This is a genomic window from Sphingomonas sp. PL-96, assembly GCF_020707215.1.
Classification (GTDB): Bacteria; Pseudomonadota; Alphaproteobacteria; order Sphingomonadales; family Sphingomonadaceae; genus Sphingomonas.
The window spans coordinates 24,918-44,028 of sequence record NZ_JAJFET010000002.1 but is presented as its reverse complement, the minus strand read 5'-3'; the positions used below and the strand labels follow the sequence as shown (position 1 = coordinate 44,028).

20 protein-coding genes and 1 other RNA gene are annotated in these 19,111 nt (G+C 69.1%); 11 read left to right on the top strand and 10 right to left on the bottom strand.

Annotation, left to right across the window (positions count from 1 at the left end; translation table 11 throughout):
- The 3 genes from LK533_RS05585 to mtgA all read left to right on the top strand — a co-directional run bounded on the left by LK533_RS05585 (position 1) and on the right by mtgA (position 2,795).
- A complete protein-coding gene (locus LK533_RS05585; RefSeq protein WP_229361801.1) occupies positions 1-951 on the top strand; it encodes an RluA family pseudouridine synthase in 951 nt (316 codons plus the stop codon).
- 53 nt (positions 952-1,004) lie between these two features.
- Positions 1,005-1,910 (top strand): RNA polymerase sigma factor RpoH, encoded by a 906-nt coding sequence (gene rpoH / locus LK533_RS05580; protein ID WP_229361800.1) that lies wholly within the window; start codon positions 1,005-1,007, stop codon positions 1,908-1,910.
- 180 nt (positions 1,911-2,090) lie between these two features.
- The gene (mtgA, locus tag LK533_RS05575) at positions 2,091-2,795 is read left to right on the top strand and encodes a monofunctional biosynthetic peptidoglycan transglycosylase (protein WP_229361799.1); all 705 of its coding nucleotides are present in this window, start codon (positions 2,091-2,093) and stop codon (positions 2,793-2,795) included.
- Between the two features lie 414 nt (positions 2,796-3,209).
- Here mtgA and LK533_RS05570 read toward each other — a convergent pair whose 3' ends face one another.
- From LK533_RS05570 to LK533_RS05550, 5 genes are all read right to left on the bottom strand, one after another.
- On the bottom strand, positions 3,210-3,494 hold the full coding sequence (locus tag LK533_RS05570) for a hypothetical protein (protein ID WP_229361798.1): 285 nt from the start codon (positions 3,492-3,494) through the stop codon (positions 3,210-3,212).
- An 86-nt stretch (positions 3,495-3,580) separates the two neighbouring features.
- Positions 3,581-3,904: a YbaB/EbfC family nucleoid-associated protein gene (locus LK533_RS05565; protein ID WP_229361797.1), complete on the bottom strand. Its 324-nt coding sequence runs from the start codon at positions 3,902-3,904 to the stop codon at positions 3,581-3,583.
- Entirely contained in the window at positions 3,901-5,583 is a 1,683-nt protein-coding gene (locus tag LK533_RS05560; protein WP_229361796.1) for a DNA polymerase III subunit gamma/tau, read from the bottom strand. The genes LK533_RS05565 and LK533_RS05560 overlap by 4 nt, the downstream gene beginning before the upstream one ends.
- Positions 5,584-5,674: 91 nt before the next feature.
- Positions 5,675-5,772, bottom strand: an RNA gene (gene ffs, locus LK533_RS05555) — signal recognition particle sRNA small type.
- 64 nt (positions 5,773-5,836) lie between these two features.
- Entirely contained in the window at positions 5,837-6,283 is a 447-nt protein-coding gene (locus LK533_RS05550; RefSeq protein WP_229361795.1) for a hypothetical protein, read from the bottom strand.
- Between the two features lie 220 nt (positions 6,284-6,503).
- On the opposite strand from LK533_RS05550, the gene dcd reads away from it, so the two are divergent.
- Positions 6,504-7,058 (top strand): dCTP deaminase, encoded by a 555-nt coding sequence (gene dcd, locus LK533_RS05545; protein ID WP_229361794.1) that lies wholly within the window; start codon positions 6,504-6,506, stop codon positions 7,056-7,058.
- Positions 7,059-7,109: 51 nt separating this feature from the next.
- Here dcd and LK533_RS05540 read toward each other — a convergent pair whose 3' ends face one another.
- From LK533_RS05540 to LK533_RS05525, 4 genes are all read right to left on the bottom strand, one after another.
- On the bottom strand, positions 7,110-7,730 hold the full coding sequence (locus tag LK533_RS05540) for an ATP-binding cassette domain-containing protein (RefSeq protein ID WP_229361793.1): 621 nt from the start codon (positions 7,728-7,730) through the stop codon (positions 7,110-7,112).
- The gene (gene modB, locus LK533_RS05535; RefSeq protein WP_229361792.1) at positions 7,720-8,412 is read right to left on the bottom strand and encodes a molybdate ABC transporter permease subunit; all 693 of its coding nucleotides are present in this window, start codon (positions 8,410-8,412) and stop codon (positions 7,720-7,722) included. The genes LK533_RS05540 and modB overlap by 11 nt, the downstream gene beginning before the upstream one ends.
- Before the next feature lie 2 nt (positions 8,413-8,414).
- Complete coding sequence (gene modA, locus LK533_RS05530) at positions 8,415-9,194, bottom strand: molybdate ABC transporter substrate-binding protein (protein ID WP_420705824.1); 780 nt, start codon at positions 9,192-9,194, stop codon at positions 8,415-8,417.
- Between the two features lie 107 nt (positions 9,195-9,301).
- Positions 9,302-9,724, bottom strand: coding sequence for a phasin family protein (locus LK533_RS05525; RefSeq protein ID WP_229361791.1), 423 nt, complete (start codon positions 9,722-9,724; stop codon positions 9,302-9,304).
- A gap of 289 nt (positions 9,725-10,013) precedes the next feature.
- Here LK533_RS05525 and LK533_RS05520 point away from each other — a divergent pair, with 289 nt between their 5' ends.
- The 3 genes from LK533_RS05520 to LK533_RS05510 are packed head-to-tail and all read left to right on the top strand — an operon-like array spanning position 10,014 to position 14,091.
- A complete protein-coding gene (locus LK533_RS05520; protein ID WP_229361790.1) occupies positions 10,014-11,564 on the top strand; it encodes an MFS transporter in 1,551 nt (516 codons plus the stop codon).
- Entirely contained in the window at positions 11,561-12,718 is a 1,158-nt protein-coding gene (locus LK533_RS05515; protein WP_420705823.1) for an HlyD family secretion protein, read from the top strand. The genes LK533_RS05520 and LK533_RS05515 overlap by 4 nt, the downstream gene beginning before the upstream one ends.
- Complete coding sequence (locus tag LK533_RS05510) at positions 12,715-14,091, top strand: efflux transporter outer membrane subunit (RefSeq protein ID WP_229361789.1); 1,377 nt, start codon at positions 12,715-12,717, stop codon at positions 14,089-14,091. The genes LK533_RS05515 and LK533_RS05510 overlap by 4 nt, the downstream gene beginning before the upstream one ends.
- A gap of 293 nt (positions 14,092-14,384) precedes the next feature.
- Here the strand turns inward: LK533_RS05510 and LK533_RS05505 are convergent, their stop codons facing one another.
- Entirely contained in the window at positions 14,385-15,788 is a 1,404-nt protein-coding gene (locus tag LK533_RS05505; protein WP_229361788.1) for an NAD-dependent succinate-semialdehyde dehydrogenase, read from the bottom strand.
- A 101-nt stretch (positions 15,789-15,889) separates the two neighbouring features.
- Here LK533_RS05505 and LK533_RS05500 point away from each other — a divergent pair, with 101 nt between their 5' ends.
- The 4 genes from LK533_RS05500 to LK533_RS05485 all read left to right on the top strand — a co-directional run bounded on the left by LK533_RS05500 (position 15,890) and on the right by LK533_RS05485 (position 18,962).
- Positions 15,890-16,135, top strand: coding sequence for an exodeoxyribonuclease VII small subunit (locus LK533_RS05500; protein WP_229361787.1), 246 nt, complete (start codon positions 15,890-15,892; stop codon positions 16,133-16,135).
- Position 16,136: 1 nt separating this feature from the next.
- Positions 16,137-17,042, top strand: coding sequence for a polyprenyl synthetase family protein (locus tag LK533_RS05495; RefSeq protein ID WP_229361786.1), 906 nt, complete (start codon positions 16,137-16,139; stop codon positions 17,040-17,042).
- On the top strand, positions 17,039-17,548 hold the full coding sequence (coaD, locus tag LK533_RS05490) for a pantetheine-phosphate adenylyltransferase (RefSeq protein ID WP_229361785.1): 510 nt from the start codon (positions 17,039-17,041) through the stop codon (positions 17,546-17,548). The genes LK533_RS05495 and coaD overlap by 4 nt, the downstream gene beginning before the upstream one ends.
- A 472-nt stretch (positions 17,549-18,020) precedes the next feature.
- Positions 18,021-18,962, top strand: a complete 942-nt coding sequence (locus tag LK533_RS05485; RefSeq protein ID WP_229361784.1) for a cation diffusion facilitator family transporter — start codon at positions 18,021-18,023, stop codon at positions 18,960-18,962.
- The last annotated feature ends 149 nt before the right edge of the window (positions 18,963-19,111 follow it).

Genomic DNA, 19,111 nt, shown 5'->3' with positions numbered 1-19,111 from the left:
ATGATCCGGGGGGATTCCATCATTGCGGCTGAGGTAGCCGAGGCAGCGGACGGGTGGCGTCTCGACCGCGCACTCGCGCACGCGCTGCCGGACCTGTCGCGCGAGCGGCTGAAGGCGCTGATGACCTCCGGCAAGGTGCTGGCGAGCGACGGCACCGCCGCGAACGATCCCTCGCGCAAGGCGCGCGCCGGCGACCGCTTCGACATTCATATCCCCGCGCCTGAACCGGCCACCAGCGAGGCACAGGATATTGCGCTCACCGTCGTGTTCGAGGACGAGCATCTGATCGTGGTCGACAAGCCTGCGGGGCTGGTCGTCCATCCAGCGGCGGGCAACCCCGACGGCACGCTGGTCAACGCGCTGCTTCACCACTGCGCCGGGCAGCTGTCGGGGATCGGCGGCGTCGCGCGGCCGGGCATCGTTCACCGGATCGACAAGGACACGTCGGGACTGTTGGTCGCGGCCAAGCACGACCAGGCGCATGAAGGGCTTGCCCGCCAGTTCAAGGCGCACTCGATCGACCGCCGCTATCAGGCGATCGTGTCGGGCAGAGTGATGACGGGCAGCGGCACGGTGAATGCACCGCTCGCCCGCTCGTCGACCAACCGCAAAAAGATCGCGATCGTGCAGGGCGGCAAGCGCGCGGTGACCCATTGGTCGCTGGTCCGCCCCTTGCGTGACGCCGCGCTGGTCGAATGCCGGCTGGAGACGGGGCGCACCCACCAGGTGCGCGTCCACATGGCCTCGATCGGCCACCCGCTGGTCGGCGATCCCGTCTATGGCCGGGCGCGCCCGCAGCATCGCGCTTTGCTGGAAACCCTCGGTTTCCGGCGCCAGGCGCTGCATGCGGCACATCTTGGGTTCATCCACCCGGTGCTAAGGCACGCTTTAGCGTTTCATAGCGAAGTTCCGGCAGACATGCAGGAACTGTTGCATCATCTTCACGGTTAAGCTGAGCGCGCGCTTTTCGAGAAAAGCCTGCGCAAATCAAGGGAGAAGCGATCATGGCTAGCGGCAGCAACGTCCCCGCGACGATTCCCGCACTGGGCGGCGAAGCGAGCCTCAACCGCTACCTGTCGGAGATCCGGAAGTTTCCGATCCTGGCGCCCGAGCAGGAATATATGCTCGCCAAGCGTTTCCAGGAGCATGGCGACACTGAGGCGGCAGCCCAGCTGGTGACCAGCCACCTGCGCCTCGTGGCCAAGATCGCGATGGGCTATCGCGGCTATGGCCTGCCGGTGTCCGAGCTGATTTCCGAGGGGAACATCGGCCTGATGCAGGGCGTCAAGAAGTTCGAGCCAGACCGGGGCTTCCGCCTCGCCACCTATGCGATGTGGTGGATCCGCGCCTCGATCCAGGAATTCATCCTGCGCAGCTGGTCGCTCGTGAAGATGGGCACCACTGCGGCGCAGAAGAAGCTGTTCTTCAACCTGCGCCGGATGAAGTCCAAGCTCGACGCGTTCGAGGACGGCGACCTCAGCCCTGAACACCTCGCCAAGATCGCGACCGACCTGGGCGTGACCGAGGATGAGGTCACCTCGATGAACCGCCGCATGGCGATGGGCGGCGACACCTCGCTTAACGTGCCGATGCGCGAAGATGGCGAGAGCCAGTGGCAGGACTGGCTGGCTGACGAGGGTCCGTTGCAGGACAGCGTCGTCGCCGAAGCGCAAGAGGCGGACGTCCGCCACGGCATGCTGGTGGAGGCGATGGACGACCTCAACGACCGCGAGAAGCACATCCTGACCGAGCGGCGCCTGACCGACGATCCCAAGACGCTGGAAGAGCTGAGCCAGGTCTATGGCGTCAGCCGCGAGCGCGTCCGCCAGATCGAGGTGCGCGCGTTCGAAAAGCTGCAAAAGGCGATGATGCGCCTGGCCGGCGACAAGCGGCTGCTCGCGACCGCCTAAGCGGCGCGGGCGGCAGCGCCTGGCCCGGCAAATGGCGGATCGGCCGGACCCGGCCGACCGCCCATTCCTGTCATGCTGACGAAGAAGGGAGGCAGCGGCACTACCTCTCGCGCCGCTCGCCCCCAACTTTCGCACACAGGACGGTTCAAGCCGGCCGCAAACTGCTCTAGCGGTTTCCGCATGGCCGCCGCAGTCCGCACCCGCTCCCTTCCCCGCCGCCTGATCGGCTGGATCGTCAAGCTGGCCCTGGGCTTCGTCGCCCTGTCGGTGGCGATGACGCTGGTCTACCGCTTTGTGCCCGTGCCGATCACCTGGACGATGCTGGGCGACGTGTTCACGGGCCATGGCGTCACCAAGTCCTGGCGTCCGTTGTCGCGCATCGACCCGGACATGGCCCGCGCTGCGATCGCCGGCGAGGATTCGGAATTCTGCTCCCACGACGGCTTCGATTTCAAAGCGATCGCGAACGCGGCACGGCGCAATGCCCAGGGCGGACGCATCCGCGGCGGCTCCACCATCAGCCAACAGACCGCCAAGAACGTCTTCCTCTGGCAAGGCGGCGGCTATGTGCGAAAGGGGCTGGAGGCCTGGTTCACGTTGCTGATCGAGAACCTCTGGGGCAAGCGGCGGATCATGGAGGTCTACCTCAACGTCGCTGAAACCGGCATTGGCACCTATGGCGTGGAGGCCGGATCCCGCCGCTATTTCAAGCACGGCGCCGACACGCTCTCCCCTTCGGAGGCGGCACGCATCGCTGCCGTTTTGCCGCTGCCCAAGAAGCGCGCCGCGATCTCCCCGCACGGCTTTACCCGCCGCCACGGCAATACCATTGCCGCACGCGTGGGGGTGGTGCGCCGCCAGGGCCTGGATGCCTGCCTGAAATAAGGGGCACCTGAAGGGGCGCTCTTGAGTTCTGTATGGCTTCAAGGCTCACGGGTGCGAACGCGCATCGACCACCCAGATGCCGCCGCATTCCTCGGCAGGCGGGATCCAGAGCCAGGCAGAACAACAGTGCGCGGCGTATGACGCCCTGGGCTCCTGCCTCCGCAGGAGCACGACAAACGCCATTCCACTCACCGCGGCGCGGCCGAGCGGAATGTATCCTCGAAAGCGCAACCCTTGCGGGAGCAACTCATCCCCTGACGCATACCCCGGCGAAGGCAGGGTCCAGTTGCCGAGGCTGCGCAGGACCGCAGCCCGCGAACCGCCGCAACGGACCCGGCCTCCGCCGGGGTAGACATCAGGCTAAGCAATCACGCGCCATTCTGGCCGCGCAACGCCAGTGTCCGGGCGAGGCCCTTACTTCGCCCCGTCCGCGGCGCCGTCTGCGGCACCCTCGATGGCGCTGCCGGCCTTGTCCGCCGCGTCGCCGACGCTCTTGGCCGCACCCGACACCGCTTGCGTCTGGATCGTGTCGTTGTTGCTGGCGCGCAGCAGGAAATAGCCGCCGATCAGCACCGCGATCAGCAGCACGATGGCGAGCATCGCCGTGCCGCCGCCGCCGCTGCGGCGCTCGACCACAGTGGTGTGCGGGGCAGTACCGGTGGTGGTGGTGGTCGTCGTATCCACGCGATCGTCGGACATGGCATCTTCTCCCTTACCGTTTCGGTGGCGGTTCAACTCCGCCGCCGAAACGGAAGTTCCCGAATGCCGTGCGACCGCGCGTGCGATCAGAACGGCAGCTTGAAGCCCGGCGGCAGCGGCAGCCCGCTGGTCAGCTTCGACATCTCGCCCTGGCTGGCGGTGTCCGCCTTCGCCCGCGCATCGTTGAGCGCGGCGGCGATCAGGTCTTCAAGCATCTGCTTTTCGCTCGGCTGCATCAGCGAATCGTCGATGTCGACGCCGAGGATGCGGCCCTTGGCCGACGCGCGGATCTTCACGAGCCCGCCGCCCGACTGACCCTCGACCTCGATGGTGTCGAGGCTCGCCTGCGCCTTTTCCAGTTCGGCCTGCACATTCTGCGCCATGGCCATGATGTCGTTGATGTCCTTCATCGAGCGATGCTCCCGTCCTTGCGTTTCCAGTGATCGAGTTCGGCGCCCGGAAAGGCCGCCATGGCCGCCATTACCAGGGGCGACGCCAGTATCTCCGCGCGCTCCGCCTCGGCCTGTGCTGCCAGCGTTTCGCGCAGCGTCGGGTTCCCCGCCCCCTCGCCGATCAGGATGCGCCAGCTCTCGCCGGTGATCTCGCGCAGCGCCAGCCCCAGGTCGCGGGTGAAGTCGGTCGGCAGCGGCCGCGCGCCCGACATTTCCAGCTCCGGCGGCTCCAGGCGGATCGGCCGGACATGGTTGCGCACCTGCACCTGCAATGTGTGGCGGCCGTGCTTTTCGAGCAGTTCGGCGATCGCCTCGACCGAGTCGGGCAGCGCGGGCGGCGCCGGTTCGGGCTCGGCCACCGCCGCTGGAGCCGCAGCGGGTGCGGCAGGGCTCGCCAGGCTCGGGGTGGCCGGCGCCAGCGCCGGGCCGCGTCCCTCGGCAAGCGCCCGCGCCAGCTCGCCGGGATCCGGCAGGGTCGACGCGTGGATGACCCGCAGCAGCGCCATCTCGCACGCTTCGATCGGCAGCGCCGCACGCGCGACCTCGTCATGCCCTTTCAGCAGCAGCTGCCAGAGCCGGTGCAGCATGGGGAAGGACAGCGACTCGGCCCAATGGGCCAGCGCCTCGCGCTCCTCTGACGATTGACCGGCCGGCGGCGTCGCCCCGACCTTGGCCAGCGTCACGCCGTGCACCGTCTCCAGCAGCGTGCGCAGCACCGCCTGCGGATCGATCCCCAGGTCATATTGTCCACGCAGCGCAGCCAGCGCCGGCGCGGCCTCACCGCCAAGCAGCAGCCGGAACAGCGTGCGGATCGCGCCGCGATCGGACAGGCCCAGCATCGCGCGCACGGCATCGGCGCGCACGCCCTCGCCTTCCATGCCGGCATGCGCGATCGCCTGGTCGAGGATCGACAGGCCATCGCGCGCCGACCCTTCGGCCGCGCGTGCGATCAGCGCCAGCGCCTCGGGCTCCGCCTCGAACCCCTCGGCCGCCACTACGTGCGCGAAATGCTCGGCGAGCAGTTCGGCCGGGATGCGGCGCAGGTCGAATCGCTGGCAGCGCGACAGCACCGTTACCGGCACCTTGTTCACCTCGGTCGTGGCGAACAGGAATTTCACGTGACCCGGCGGCTCCTCCAGCGTCTTGAGCAGGCCGTTGAAGGCCGCCTTGGACAGCATGTGGACTTCGTCGATGATGTAGATCTTGTAGCGCGCCGACACGGCGGCATAACGGGACGCCTCGATGATCTCGCGGATGTCGTCGATGCCGGTGTGGCTGGCGGCGTCCATCTCGATCACGTCGATGTGGCGCCCCTCGGCGATGGCGCGGCACGGCTCGCACACCCCGCACGGGTCGATCGTTGGCCCGCCCTGGCCGTCCGGACCGATGCAGTTGAGCGCCTTCGCAATCAGCCGCGCGGTGGAGGTCTTGCCGACGCCGCGGACGCCGGTCAGCAGGAACGCATGCGCCAGCCGGTCGCGCTTGATCGCGTTGCCCAGCGTCGTGACCATCGCGTCCTGGCCGATCAGCTGCGAAAAGGTCTGCGGCCGGTATTTGCGCGCCAGCACGCGATAGGCGTCACCCTTGGCGGCGGCGGGCTGCGGCGTCTCGCCCAGGTCTAGGAAGGAATCGGACATGTCGGCCGATCCTTAGCGACAAGCACCGCGGCTGTCGAAGCGAGAGGGGGCAAAAGCCGACGCCTTCGGCTTCAGAAAACCAGCGCTGGGTTGAGGTGGGAGCCGGAACGACCCGGTACGGAATCGTTGCGGCTGCTTCCTTCCGGACCTGACCGGGTTGGCGACGGCACCGTCCGCCCGACTCCCGCGCGCCCTATGACGGAGCGGCCGCTGCATGGCAAGGGGCAGACGGAACCGCCCCGCACGGCCGACCTCACCCCTCGTTGCCTCTCAGGCGTCCGCCACCCTTCTCCTTGTTGGACGCAGACAGGCGCCGCGCAATCGCGTCGACCTCGCGCACGTGGCGGCGCAGGCGTTCGACTATGCGCAGCGCCTCGGGGCGATATTCGTCCCAGCGCTCCACGGCATCCTCTGCAATCCAGCGTCGATTGAACGCCCGGAACCCTTCGACGAGGTCGATGCAGTCGATCTTCACCGCGCGGGCCAGCGCCGCGTCCTGCGCATCCCCCGTGTCGATCGCGGGATCGAACAACTCGCGGTGGACGCATCGCTGATAGGCAGTGAGCAGTCGCCCCATCGCATTGCGCCTTGTGGCCAGATAGCTTGCGGACGGCGGCGTTTGCGGTTGCGCGTACAAGGCGTCGGCGTCCCTCAGCAGCGCCAAGATCCAGCCATGATGTTCCTGCAGGTGGCGCAACATCCTGGCCTCCTTCGACAATTGCGGACGGCGACGCGTCTTGGGCCTGGCATGTTTGTCTCACTCCGCGACTTCCGGCACAACCATTTCAGGCACGCTGCGGCTACCACGCGCGGGCGTCCCAGCCGCCCTTCGCTCGCGCCGCATGGCGGGATCGCCACACAAGGCTTGCCCGCAGCCCAAAACGTCGCGAAGGCTGCGCCGCCGCAACAAGGGGGACACCATGGCGATTCTTTCCGACCGCTGGATCCGCGAGCACGCGCTCGCCCACCGGATGATCGAGCCGTTCGTGGAAGCGCAGCGGCGCGAGGGCTGCATCAGCTACGGCCTGTCCTCCTACGGCTATGACGCGCGGGTAGCGGACGAGTTCAAGATCTTCACCAACGTCGACTCGGCGACGGTGGACCCCAAGGATTTCGCCGCCAACAGCTTCGTCGATCGCAAGACCGACGTGTGCATCATCCCGCCCAACAGCTTCGCGCTGGCCAGGACGGTGGAATATTTCCGCGTGCCCCGCGACGTCCTGGTGATCTGCCTTGGCAAGTCGACATATGCACGCTGCGGCATCATCGTGAACGTGACCCCGCTCGAGCCCGAATGGGAAGGGCACGTCACGCTGGAGTTCTCCAACACCACGCCGCTGCCGGCCAAGATCTACGCCAACGAAGGCGCGTGCCAGTTCCTGTTCCTGAAGGGCGAGCAGCCTTGCGAGACCAGCTACGCCGACCGCGCCGGCAAATACATGGGCCAGCGCGGCGTCACCTTGCCGCGGCTTTAAGCGGCCGCACCCCAGCGCAGAGGGGGTGATCGGAGCCAAGCTCCGTGCGTCCTACATCGCCACCACCGCGGCGGCGAGGCGGTCGACCTCGGCCGGATCGTGCGTCACCATCAGCATCGGCAGCGCAAGTTCGTCGCGCAGCCGCTCGATCGTGCGCATCACTTCTTCGCGCCGGTTGCGGTCGAGCGAGGACATCGGCTCGTCGAGCAGCAGGAAGCGCGCGCCCGATAGCAGCGCGCGGCCGATCGCCACCCGCCGCGCCTCGCCGCCCGAAAGCGTGCGCGGCCAGCGGTCGAGCAGCGGCGCCAGCTCCAGCAGCGCCACCGCTTCGTCGAAGCCGATCAGCGCGCCTTCGCGGGCAGCCCGGCGGGCGCCGTAGCGCAGGTTGGTCGCGACGCGCAGGTGCGGGAACAGCCGCGGATCCTGGAAGACATAGCCCGCCTGCCGCCGGGCGATCGGCACGTCGATACCGGCTGTCGGGTCGAACAGCGTGCGGTCGCGCACGCGGATATGGCCACGATCCGGTCGCACCAGCCCGGCGATCATGTTGAGTACCGTGGTCTTGCCCGCGCCGGAGGGTCCGAACAAGACCGTCAGCCCGGCCGCAGGCGCGATCCGGCAGGCAAAGCTGCGGTCACCGCGGCGCAGCGCCACGTCGACGTCAAAGGACATGCAGCCTCCGCCCGGATCGGCGCGTCAGCACCTCGGAGAGGATCAGCGCGCCCAGCGCCAGCGCCACCGAAACCAGCGCGAGCCGCAGCACCACCGGCTCCCGCCCCGGCACCTGCAGCGCATCATAGATGGCGAGCGGCAGCGTCTGCGTCTCCCCCGGCACATTGGAGACAAAGGTGATCGTCGCGCCGAACTCGCCAAGCGCACGCGCGAAGCCGAGCACCGCGCCGGCAAGGACGCCCGGCAGGCTCAACGGCAGCGTGATTGTCGCAAACACCCGCGCGCGTCCTGCGCCCAGCGTGCGGGCAGCGGATTCGAGCCGGCGGTCCACCGCCTCGATCGACAGGCGCATCGCGCGTACCATCAGCGGCAGCGCCATGACCGCGGCCGCGATCACCGCGCCGGTCCAGCGGAACAACACGGTCGTCCCGGTCCAGCGCTCGATCCACTGCCCGGCCGGTCCTGCGGGTGCAAAGGCGAGCAGCAGCAGCCAGCCCGTCACCACAGGCGGCAGCACCAGCGGCAGGTGGACCAGTCCGTCGAGCAGCACCCGCCCCGGAAAGCGCCCGCGCGCAAGCAGCCAGGCGAGTGCGAAGGCAAGCGGCAACGCCACCGCCACCGCCACCCCACCGACGCGCAGCGACAGCCAGACGACGGTCCATTCCTCGGGCGAGAGCGCCACGGTCAGCGGGTCGAAAAGCCGAAGCGCGCGAAAATGGCCTTGCCTTCCCGGCTGTTCAGGAAGCGGCGGAACGGCTCCGCCTCCGGACTGGTGCCATTCGCGAGGCGGGCCGCCGGATAGACGATCGGCGGATAGCTGGCGGCCGGGAACACGCCTGCGATCCGCACCTTGGCGGACGCACGCGCGTCCGTCGCATAGACGATGCCGAGCGGGGCGGCGCCGCGCTCGACCAGCGCAAGGGCCGCGCGCACGCTTTCGCCGCGCACCACCAGCGGCGCGACCGCCGTCCAGGCGCCGAGCTTCTCCAGCGCGGCCTTGCCATATTTGCCGGCGGGCACGGCATCGGTGTTGGCCATCGCCAGCCGCCCGTTGCTGCCAAGGGCACGGCGCAGATCGACGCCGGGACGCAGGGCCACCCGCACGCTGCTGGCCTTCGGTGCGATCAGGACGAGGCGATTGCCCAGCAGGTTCGTCCGCGTGCCGGGCACCACGAGCTTGCGGCGCTCGAGATCGTCCATCCAGTCGAGATCGGCCGACACGAACAGGTCGGCGGGCGCGCCAGAGGCTGCCTGCCGCGCGAGCGCCGAACTGGCGGCAAAGGAAAGCTGCGGGCGGGGGTGCCCACGCCGTGCCCAGGCATCGGCTGCGGCGTTCATCGATTCCTGAAGGCTTGCCGCCGCCAGCACCAGTGGAGGTCGCGGTGCCGCGGCGAGCGGCACGGGGGCGGTCAAGCCCGCCCCCCCAAGCAGCATCAGAGCGGCGAGCAGGGTTCGTCTCAACATGCGTTTCTCCGTCATGCCGCCGGTCCTAGCCGCAGACGGGAGCAGTTGCACCTGCCACCTGGCCGATGCGGGTCGCCCCGCACCGGCTGTGGTTCAGCGGGCCCGGATCAGGACTTGCCGGTCATCTGCCCGATGGTGCTGCGGCCGAAGCTCGCGATCAGCTCGCCGATCTCGCGCGCCTGGGCGATCGAGCGGTTGCTCTGTTCGCGCATATATTCGCTCTGCAGGCGCATGACGTCGGTCATGTCCTTGGCCTGCGCCGCGGCGCGCATCATGCGAAACGCCTCGCGCGTGTTGGTTTCGGCCTGGTCGAGCATGCGAAGGCCGAGCTCGCTGCCCTGCCCCGCGATCTGGCCGCCAGCTTCGCGCATGCGCTCGCCCGCGGCGCGCAGCCCATCGGCCATGCCCGCGGAACCGCCGGCGAATCCACCTGCCTGCGATCCGCCGCCGCTGGTGGCGCCGCCGCTACCGCTCGCGCCTGCTGCCGAACCGGTTTCGTTCGTGTCGTTCCCGGAGTTTTCTTCCGCCATGTCTCTCTCCTGCCGGCAAGCGCACCCCGAAGCCTCGTGGCAACGGGTTCCTGCACTCGCTCTTGCGACGCGCGAGATGGGCCAAGGTTCCGTGGTCCACACCGCGTTTCAGCTTCGCAACGGAACGAGTCCGCCCGAGAAGGGTTGAACCTGCCCGTCCACCTCCCTTCCCACGCGGAGCCGAGCCGTCGCCAGCGCCTATGCGTTCAAGCCGCACGAACGCCCGCTGCTGCCGGGCTCGCCTGCGACGCCCGATCACCCGCTCGGCCGGCGGATCGGCTATTTCGCGGTGGGAACGCTGCTTGGGATCACCGGCGGGCTCAACAACGGGCTGCTGACCGCCAATCTGCCGCAGATCCAGGGCGCCCTCGGCCTGACGCCAGTGCAGGGCGGCTGGCTGACCGCGATCAACGCGATGACCAGCGTGTGCATGGCGCTGCTGCTCATCAAGTTCCGCCAGCAATTCGGCCTGCAGCGTTTCACCCGCGTGTTCCTGGCCGCGTTCCTGTGCCTCAACCTGTTCCAGCTGTTCGTCCATGACTTCGGGACGCAGCTGCTCGTGCGCGGTGCGGCCGGGGTGGTGAGCAGCGCGCTTACGACCCTGTGCTTCATGTACATCATGCAGTCGCTGCCGGCCGCCAGACGCCTGTCGGGAATGATCATCGGCTTCGGCTCGTCGACGGTGGCGCTGCCGCTGGCGCGCGTGATCTCGCCCCTGTTGCTCGACAGCGGACACATCCAGAACCTGTTCCTGTTCGAACTGGGCCTCACCCTCGCCTCGCTCGCCTGCGTGGGCCTGCTGCGCCTGCCGCCCAGCGAGCGCATTCAGGCGTTCGAGCGGATCGACTTCCTGACCTTTGCCCTGTTCGCGCCCGGCATGGCGCTGCTGTGCGCGGTGCTGGTGCAGGGGCGCATCCTGTGGTGGTCGACCGACTGGCTCGGCTATGCGGTCGCAGCCGCGATCCCGCTGATCGGGGCCGCGCTGCTGGTCGAGCACAACCGCGCCAATCCGCTGCTCAACACCCGCTGGATGCGCAACCGCAACATCGTGCGCTTTGCCGTGGTGGCGGCATCGCTGCGCATCCTCATGTCCGAACAGAGTTTCGGGTCGATCGGGCTGCTGACCGTCGTCGGCATGGGCAACGACCAGCTGGTGACCTTGAACCTGGTGGTGGTGATTGCCTCGATCGCCGGCATCTGCGTGAGCCTCGCCACGCTCAAGCCCCCGGAGCTGCTGCTGCCGGTGGTCGTCTCGGTCGCGCTGATCGGGATCGGCGCGTGGATGGACAGCCATGCGACCAATCTTACCCGGCCGATGAACCTCTATGTCAGCCAGGCGCTGATCGCCTTTGCGGCGCTGTTCTTTCTGGGACCGATGATCATGATCGGAATCTTTCGCGCGCTTGCCCGGGGGCCGAGCCACATCATCAGCTTCTCGGCCGTGTTCGGCATGTCGCAGACAATGGGCGGGCTGATCGGCTCTGCGCTGCTCGGGAGCCTGCAGATCGTGCGGGAGAAGTTCCACGCGTTTGAACTCACCCAGGCGCTTACCCTCACCGACCCGCAGGTGGCGACCCGCATCCGCCAGCTGAGCGGCGCCTATGCTGGCGCGATCGGCGACCCGGTGCGACAACAGGCGCAGGGCACCAGCCTGCTTGCGCAACAGGTAACGCGTGAGGCGAACATCCTGGCCTATAACGACGTGTTCCTGCTGGTCGCGGTGCTGTCAGCGGTGCTGACGGCGTGGCTGGGGGGACGATGGATCTATCTCAAGGTGCGGGGCATCGACCCGCTGGCGGAGGACATGGCGGCAGTGCAACGCATGCGACAGACGACGTGACCGACACCCGTGCGCCCGAGCCGCGCGAACGGCTGCAGGACCCGATCGAGGTTCCTTCCGAGCCGCACGCGGCGCCCGCCGCCTCGCGCGGCTGGGCGCCGCCGCGCGGCAGCCTGCGGTCGACCCTGGCCTTTGTGGCGATGCTGGTGGCGGGGGTGCTGCTGGCACTTTTTGCCTGGGGCCTGCCGCCGTTCACCAGCACGATGCAGGAGACGGACAATGCCAATGTCCGCGGCCAGACAACCGTGATCGCGCCGCAGGTCAACGGCTATATCACCGAGGTGCTGGTCCGCGATTTCGAGGTGGTGAAGAAAGGTCAGGTGCTCGTCCGCATCGACGACCGCATCTATCGCCAGCGGGTCGAGCAGGCGCGCGCGCAGGTGGCGGCACAGATCGCGACGCTCAGCAACTCGACGCAGAGCCAGCGCTCGAGCCAGGCGACGCTCGGCGGCCAGGCGGCGGCGGTGGAAAGCGCCCGCGCACAGCTGGCACGCGCCCAGGCCGACATGCGCCGCGTCAACGAACTGGTGAGCGAGGGTTCGGTGTCGCTGCGCGAGCGCGACCAGACGCTCGCAACCCTGCGCCAGGCGGAGGCGGCGGTCCACCAGGCCGAAGCGCAGCGCAGCGTCGCGACCGAGCAGGTCCGTTCCGTCACCGTCGGCCGCGGCGGCCTGGAGGCGGCGGTCGAAGGTGCGCGCGCGGCATTGCGCCTGGCCGAGATCGACCTTGCGAACACGGTGATCCGGGCGCCGCAGGACGGTCGGCTCGGCGAAGTCGGCGTACGGCTGGGACAATATGTGACGGCCGGGACGCAGTTGGTGTTCCTGGTGCCGCCGACGGTGTGGGTGACCGCCAACTTCAAGGAAGCACAGACCGCGCGCATGGCGCCGGGCCAGCCGGCGACGATCCGCGTCGACGCACTTGACCGCGCCGAGCTGCACGGGCGGGTGGAACGCATCGCTCCGGCCGCGGCCAATGAATTCACCGTGATCCGTCCGGACAATGCCACGGGCAATTTCGTAAAGGTGGCGCAGCGCATCCCGGTGCGGATCGCGATCGACCGCAACGACCCGCTGTTCCAGCGGCTGCGGCCGGGCATGTCGGTCGAGGCGCGCGTCGACACCCGCGGCGGTCCCGCGCAGGTGGGCCGATGAAGCGCCGGACCTGGGCGCTGGCTGGTGTCGCGCTCGCCGCCGGCTGCACCCCGCCCGACACACCGCCACCGGCCGGTGCCGGGGTCGCGCCGCCCGCAGCGTGGCGTACGCAGCTGCCGGCGGACGCGACGATCGATACGGCGTGGTGGCAGCGCTTCGGCGACCCGGTGCTGACCCGGCTGGTCGAGGCGGCACTTGCCCGCAATAGCGACATCGCGGTCGCCGTCGCCCGCGTGCGGGAAGCCCGCGCGCAGGAGACCATCACCCGCGCCGCCCGCCTGCCCACGCTCAGCGCCGGCAGCAGCCTTACCGAATCGCGCAGCGTCAACGCGCTTGGTCAGCCGGCGGTGGGCACCTCCGCCCAGCCGGTGTTCCAGGCGGCCTATGAAGTCGACCTGTTCGGGCGCCTTGCCAATCAGGTCGAGGCGGCGCGGCTCTCCACCGAAGCGACCGCCGCTGCCGCCGACGCCGCGCGGCTGAGCGTGGCCGCGGCAACCGCCTCGGGCTACATCACCCTGCGCGGGCTCGACGCTCGCATCGCCATCGTGCGCGAGACGATCGCGTCGCGCGGCGAGGCCCTGCGCATCGCCCGCGGCCGCGCCAGGGTCGGCTACACGTCCGAACTGGAGCTTCGCCAGTCGGAGGCGGAATATCAAAGCGTCGCACAGACGCTGCCGACACTGGAACTCGCCGCCCGGCGCCAGGAGGATGCGCTGGCGGTGCTGATCGGCGAATCACCCCGCGCGCTGGAGCGCGGTGCGACGCTCGCCCAGTTGCAGGCGCCTGCCATCCCTGCCGTGCTCCCTTCCGATCTGCTGCGCCGGCGACCCGACATCGCCCAGGCAGAACGCACGCTTGCCGCCTCCGACGCGACGCTCGCCGCCTCGCGCGCGGCGTTTCTTCCATCGCTCAACCTTGCCGCATCGACGGGGGAGCTATTCTCGAGCGCGCTGGGAAATCCGGTCGGCATCTGGTCGCTCGGTGCCAGCGTGCTCGCCCCGATCTTTCAGGGCGGGCGACTACGCGGCGGCGTCGAGGCGTCCGCGGCGCGGCGCGACCAGGCCGCCTTCACGTACCAGCGCACGGTGCTCACCGCCTTCCGCGAAGTGGAGGACGCGCTCGCCGGGGTGGATCGCCTGGGCGAGCAGCAGCGCCGGCTGGAGGCACAGCGGGTCGCCCTCGCCGAGACGCTGCGCCACGCGACCAATCGCTACCGCGCCGGCTACAGCCCCTATCTGGAGCAGCTCGACGCCCAGCGCAGCCTGTTCAACGCCCAGCTGACCCTCGCCCAGGCACGCGCCGATCAGCTGACGGCCTTGGTCGCGGTGTACCAGGCGATGGGCGGCGGCTGGACGGGGGTAGCGACGCCTTAGTTCCTGCGCAGGCGTGTTCCTGCGCGGGTTCGGTGGCGTCGGGACGGTGCCGCCTGGCCCTGGGCTCCTGCCTGCGCAGGAACAGGGTCGGGGCGCAAGAATGCGCCTGACATCCTGGCGCCGGGAGGTCGGGTCACCGTCCTGGGGCGGGTGACCAGCCCCTTGCCGCACTGCTGTGCTCCTGCGAAGGCAAGAGCCCAGGGTCTCAGGCGCTAGGGTTTGCGACTTGGGGGCCATGCGGCATCAGGCCGATGCCGTGGCCGCTCCAAGCCGAGGGGAGGCACCGCTGCCGCCTATTCGCTGGCCGCGCTGCCGGGATCCTTCGGGGCGGCGTCCGACGCGTTGAGCACCGCCTTCAGGTTCATGAACTCGTGCAATCCCCAGGGTCCCAGCTCGCGGCCGTGACCGGAGCGCTTGACGCCGCCGAACGGCGCTTCCGGTACCGATGCCAGCACCTGGTTGATCGCGGTCATTCCCGCCTCGATGTCGCGCACGAAGCGCTCCTGTTCTGCCGGTTCGTTGGTCCACACGCTCGAACCCAGCCCGAACGGCACGTCGTTGGCGATGCGGATCGCCGCGTCGAGGTCCTCGGCGCGGAACACCATCGCCACCGGGCCGAACAATTCCTCCTGCGCGACCGGATCGTTCAGCGGCACGTCGACCAGCACGCCCGGCGTCATCCAGGCGCCCGGCCGGTCGATCTTTTCGGCACCCATCAGCAGCCGCGCCCCCTTCTGCTGCGCGGTTGCGACCTGTTCGAGCACGGTGTCGCGCTGCTCTACGCTCGACAGCGGCCCCATGGTCGTGTCCTCGGCCATCGGATCGTCGACCTTGGCGTCGCGCATGCCTTGCGCGAACTTGTCGAGGAACGCGTCATAGACGTCGGCGTGGACGATCATGCGCTTGGCACAGATGCAGGACTGTCCCGCATTCTGGATGCGCCCGGTCACCGCCGCCTTGGCCGCCTCGTCGAGGTTGGCCGAGGGCATGACGATGAACGGGTCCGAGCCGCCGAGTTCGAGCACCACCTTCTTGAGCGCCCGGCCGGCTGCCTCGGCGACCTTGATGCCGGCCCCCTCGCTGCCCGTCAGCGTAACCGCGACGATGCGATCGTCCTCGATCAGCGGGGCGACCCGGCGCGACGGGATGCCGAGGTTGGCGAACAGCCCCTCCGGCGCGCCAGCGGCCGTCACCATCTCCTCGATCGCCTGCGCACAGCCCTGGGTCAGCGAGGCGTGCTTCAGGAGGCCGGTGTTACCCGCGAGGATGCAGGGCGCCAGGAAGCGCACCACCTGCCAATAGGGGAAGTTCCACGGCATGATCGCGAGCACCACGCCGGTCGGCAGCCAGCGCGCGGTGCCGGTGCCCTTGCCGAGCGGCACCTCGACCGGCTCCAGGAACTTCGGCCCCTGCTCGGCATAATAGCGGAAACCCGTGACGCACTTCTCGACCTCTGCGATCGCGGACTTGAGCGTCTTGCCCATCTCCTTGGTCGCGATCTCCGCCAGCCGCTGCGTGTTCGCCTCGAACTGGTCGGCGATGGCGGACAGCAGCGCGGTGCGCGTGGCAAGGTCCGTCGTACGCCATTGCTGGAAGGCGGCGTGGGCGGCACCGACCTTCTTCTCGACCTCGGCGTCGGTCAGCTCGGCATAGGTGGCGACCGTCTCGCCGGTGGCGGGGTTGATGCTGGTGAACATGGGGGCTTTCTCGCGAAGTTCCGGGGTTGCTCGAACAACGCGGCAGGGTTCGGTTCGGTCCCCCGGTTGCGCCTTTGCCGGACCTGCCGCATAGCTCGCGCATGACAGAAGAACAGGACGTGGCAGGGCTCAGCTTCGAGCAGGCGCTCAAGGAACTCGAGCAGATCGTCGGCCGTCTGGAGACGGGCGACGAGGAGCTCGACACCGCGATCCAGCTCTATGAGCGGGGCGACAAGCTGCGCCAGCATTGCGCCGCCCGCCTGGATGCCGCGCAGGAGCGGATCGAGGCGATCCGCCTGAGCGCTGACGGGCGTCCCACCGGCACCACCCCTTTTGCCGCAGCCTGACGTGGCGGACGGCGCCCCCTCGCCCACGCTGGAGACGGCACTTCGCGACGTCGGCGCCGAAGTCGACCGCCAGTTCGACCTGCTGCTGCCGGTGCCCGACGATGCGCGCGCACCGCTGTATCAAGCGATGCGCCACGCCGCGATCGGCGGCGGCAAGCGGCTGCGCCCGCTGCTGGTGTTCGCGACCGGCCAGCTGTTCGCGGTCGATCGCAGCTGCCTGGCGAGGGTGGCGACGGCGATCGAGTGCATCCACGTCTACAGCCTGATCCACGACGACCTGCCGGCGATGGATGACGACGACCTGCGCCGCGGCAAGCCGACGGTGCACAAGGCGTTCGACGAGGCGACCGCGATCCTGGCCGGCGATTCGCTCCACGCGCTGGCGTTCGAGCTGCTTGCCGACGAGGCAACGCACGCCGATCCGCGCGTGCGTGTCGAGCTGATCGCCGATCTCGCGCGCTCGGCCGGCCCGGCGGGCATGGCCGGCGGCCAGGCGATGGACCTGGAGGCGGAGGGCACGCGCTTCGACCTTTCCACCGTCACGCGGCTGCAAGCGCTCAAGACCGGCGCGCTGATCGCCTGTTCGGTCGAGGCCGGCGCGATCCTGGGCCGCTTGCCGGTTGAGGGTCGGCGGGGCCTGCGCGGCTATGCCCATGACCTCGGCCTCGCCTTCCAGATCGCCGACGACCTGCTCGACGTGGAAGGCGACGAGGCGGCGGTCGGCAAGGCGCTGCGCAAGGATGGCGATGCCGGCAAGGAGACCTTCGTCTCGCTGCTGGGTCGGGAGCGCGCGCGCGAACAGGCGCGCATGCTGATCGACCAGGCGGTCGCGCATCTCCACGGCTTCGGCGCGGAGGCGGACCTTTTGCGCACCATCGCCCGCTATGTGCTGGAGCGCGACCGGTGAGCCTGCGCGTCGGCGTCTATCCGGGCACCTTCGATCCCGTGACCCGCGGGCACATGGACATCATCCGACGTGGCGCCAAGCTGGTCGACCGACTGGTGATCGGCGTCACGACCAACCCGTCCAAGTCGCCGATGTTCACCCTGCCCGAGCGGCTGGCGATGGTGGAGCGCGAGGTCGCCGACATCGGCGGCGACATCCAGGTGGTGAGCTTCGACTCGCTGCTGATGGACTTTGCCGAGCGCGAGCACGCCAGCGTCATCGTGCGCGGCCTGCGCGCGGTTGCCGACTTCGAATACGAATATCAGATGGCCGGCATGAACCAGCAGATCAATCCGCGGGTCGAAACGGTGTTCCTGATGGCCGACGTCTCGCTCCAGCCGATCGCCAGCCGGCTGGTGAAGGAAATCGCGCTCTACGGCGGCGAAATCGGCAAGTTCGTGAGCCCCGCCGTCCGCGCGGACGTCGCCGCCCGCGTCGAACAGATGGGCCGCAAGGGCAGCGCCTGATCGGCGACGGGGAGAAGCGCGCCTCCGGCCTAGCGGCCGCGATGTCCCCCGGCCTCCTCCTTCTCCCCCACCCCGGCTATCCCGAGTAGCCATCGTATCGAGAGGCGTATCGAGGGTGGGTGGCCGCGCGGAATCGCACCTCGCTACGAGCCCTCGATACGCGCCTGACGGCCCTAGCTGGCTTCTACTCGGCACGAACGGCTGGGGACCGGGAGAGAGGACGCAGCGGATGGCTCCTCCCGGCATCGCGAGAATACCAGGAGCGTTCCTCTAATCCCTGCGGTATCCCTGCGCAGGCAGGGATCCAGGGCCAAGCAGAACAACGACTTGCGGCGTGTCGAGCCCTGGGCTCCCGCCTACGCGGGAGCACCGGAAACGGGTGTCGCAAAGGTCTCGCAACGCCGGGCACTTCCGCGATCCTCATCCCCCCAGGTGCTAGCATCCCCTGCCCCGCGCCCGCTACTGCGGCCACATGGCACACGACCACGCGAATCACGGGCATTCCCACGGCCATCACCACGGCCACGGCCACCACCACGCCCCCGCCGACTTCGGCCGCGCCTTTGCGATCGGCACCGCGCTCAACCTGCTGTTCGTCGCGATCGAGGGCGGCGCGGGGTTCCTTACCAACTCGGTCGCGCTGCTGGCCGACGCGGGCCACAACCTGTCGGACGTGCTCGGGCTGCTGATCGCCTGGGGCGGCGCTGAGCTTGCCAAGCGGCCGACGTCCAAGCGCTTCACCTATGGGCTGCGCGGCTCGTCGATCCTGGCGGCGCTGTTCAACGCGCTGGTGCTGCTGGTGGCGGTCGGCGCGATCGCCTGGGAAGCGTCCCGGCGCCTGTCCAATCCCCAGCCGATCGAGGCCGGGCCCGTGATGCTGGTCGCGGCCATCGGCATTGCCGTCAACCTTGGCACCGCGCTGCTGTTCGCGAGCGGGCGCAAGGGCGACGTCAACATTCGCGGCGCATTCCTGCACATGGCCGCCGACGCTGCGGTATCGGCCGGCGTGGTGATCGCCGGCGCGCTTTACCTGTGGAGCGGCGCGGCCTGGATCGATCCGGCGGTGAGCCTGCTGGTGGTGGCGGTGATCCTGTGGAGCACCTGGGGACTGCTCAAGGAGTCCATGGTGCTCGCGCTGCAGGCGGTGCCACCCGGGATCGACCCCGACCGGGTAGCCGCGATGCTGGAGGCGCTGCCCGGCGTCGCACGGCTGCACGACCTCCACATCTGGCCGATGAGCACCACCGAGACGGCGCTGACCGCCCATCTGGTGATGCCGGGCGGCCATCCGGGCGACGCGTTCCTGGCGACCACCCAGCAGCGGCTGGCGCACGATTTCGCCATCGGCCATGCCACACTGCAGATCGAGCTGTCCGAAGAGGCCGAGTGCGGCATGGGCGAACGGCTGGTGTAAGGCTGGGGCGCGATGCCCCCGCCTGTCGTCCTGACGGAAGTCGGGCTCCATTGCCGCTACGGCAGGAAGCGCAAGCGGCGCCTGCCTGGATCCTGATTTCCGTCAGGATCCCGTGGTGAAGGGAGGACGAAGGGCCGCCCCCCGCTCCC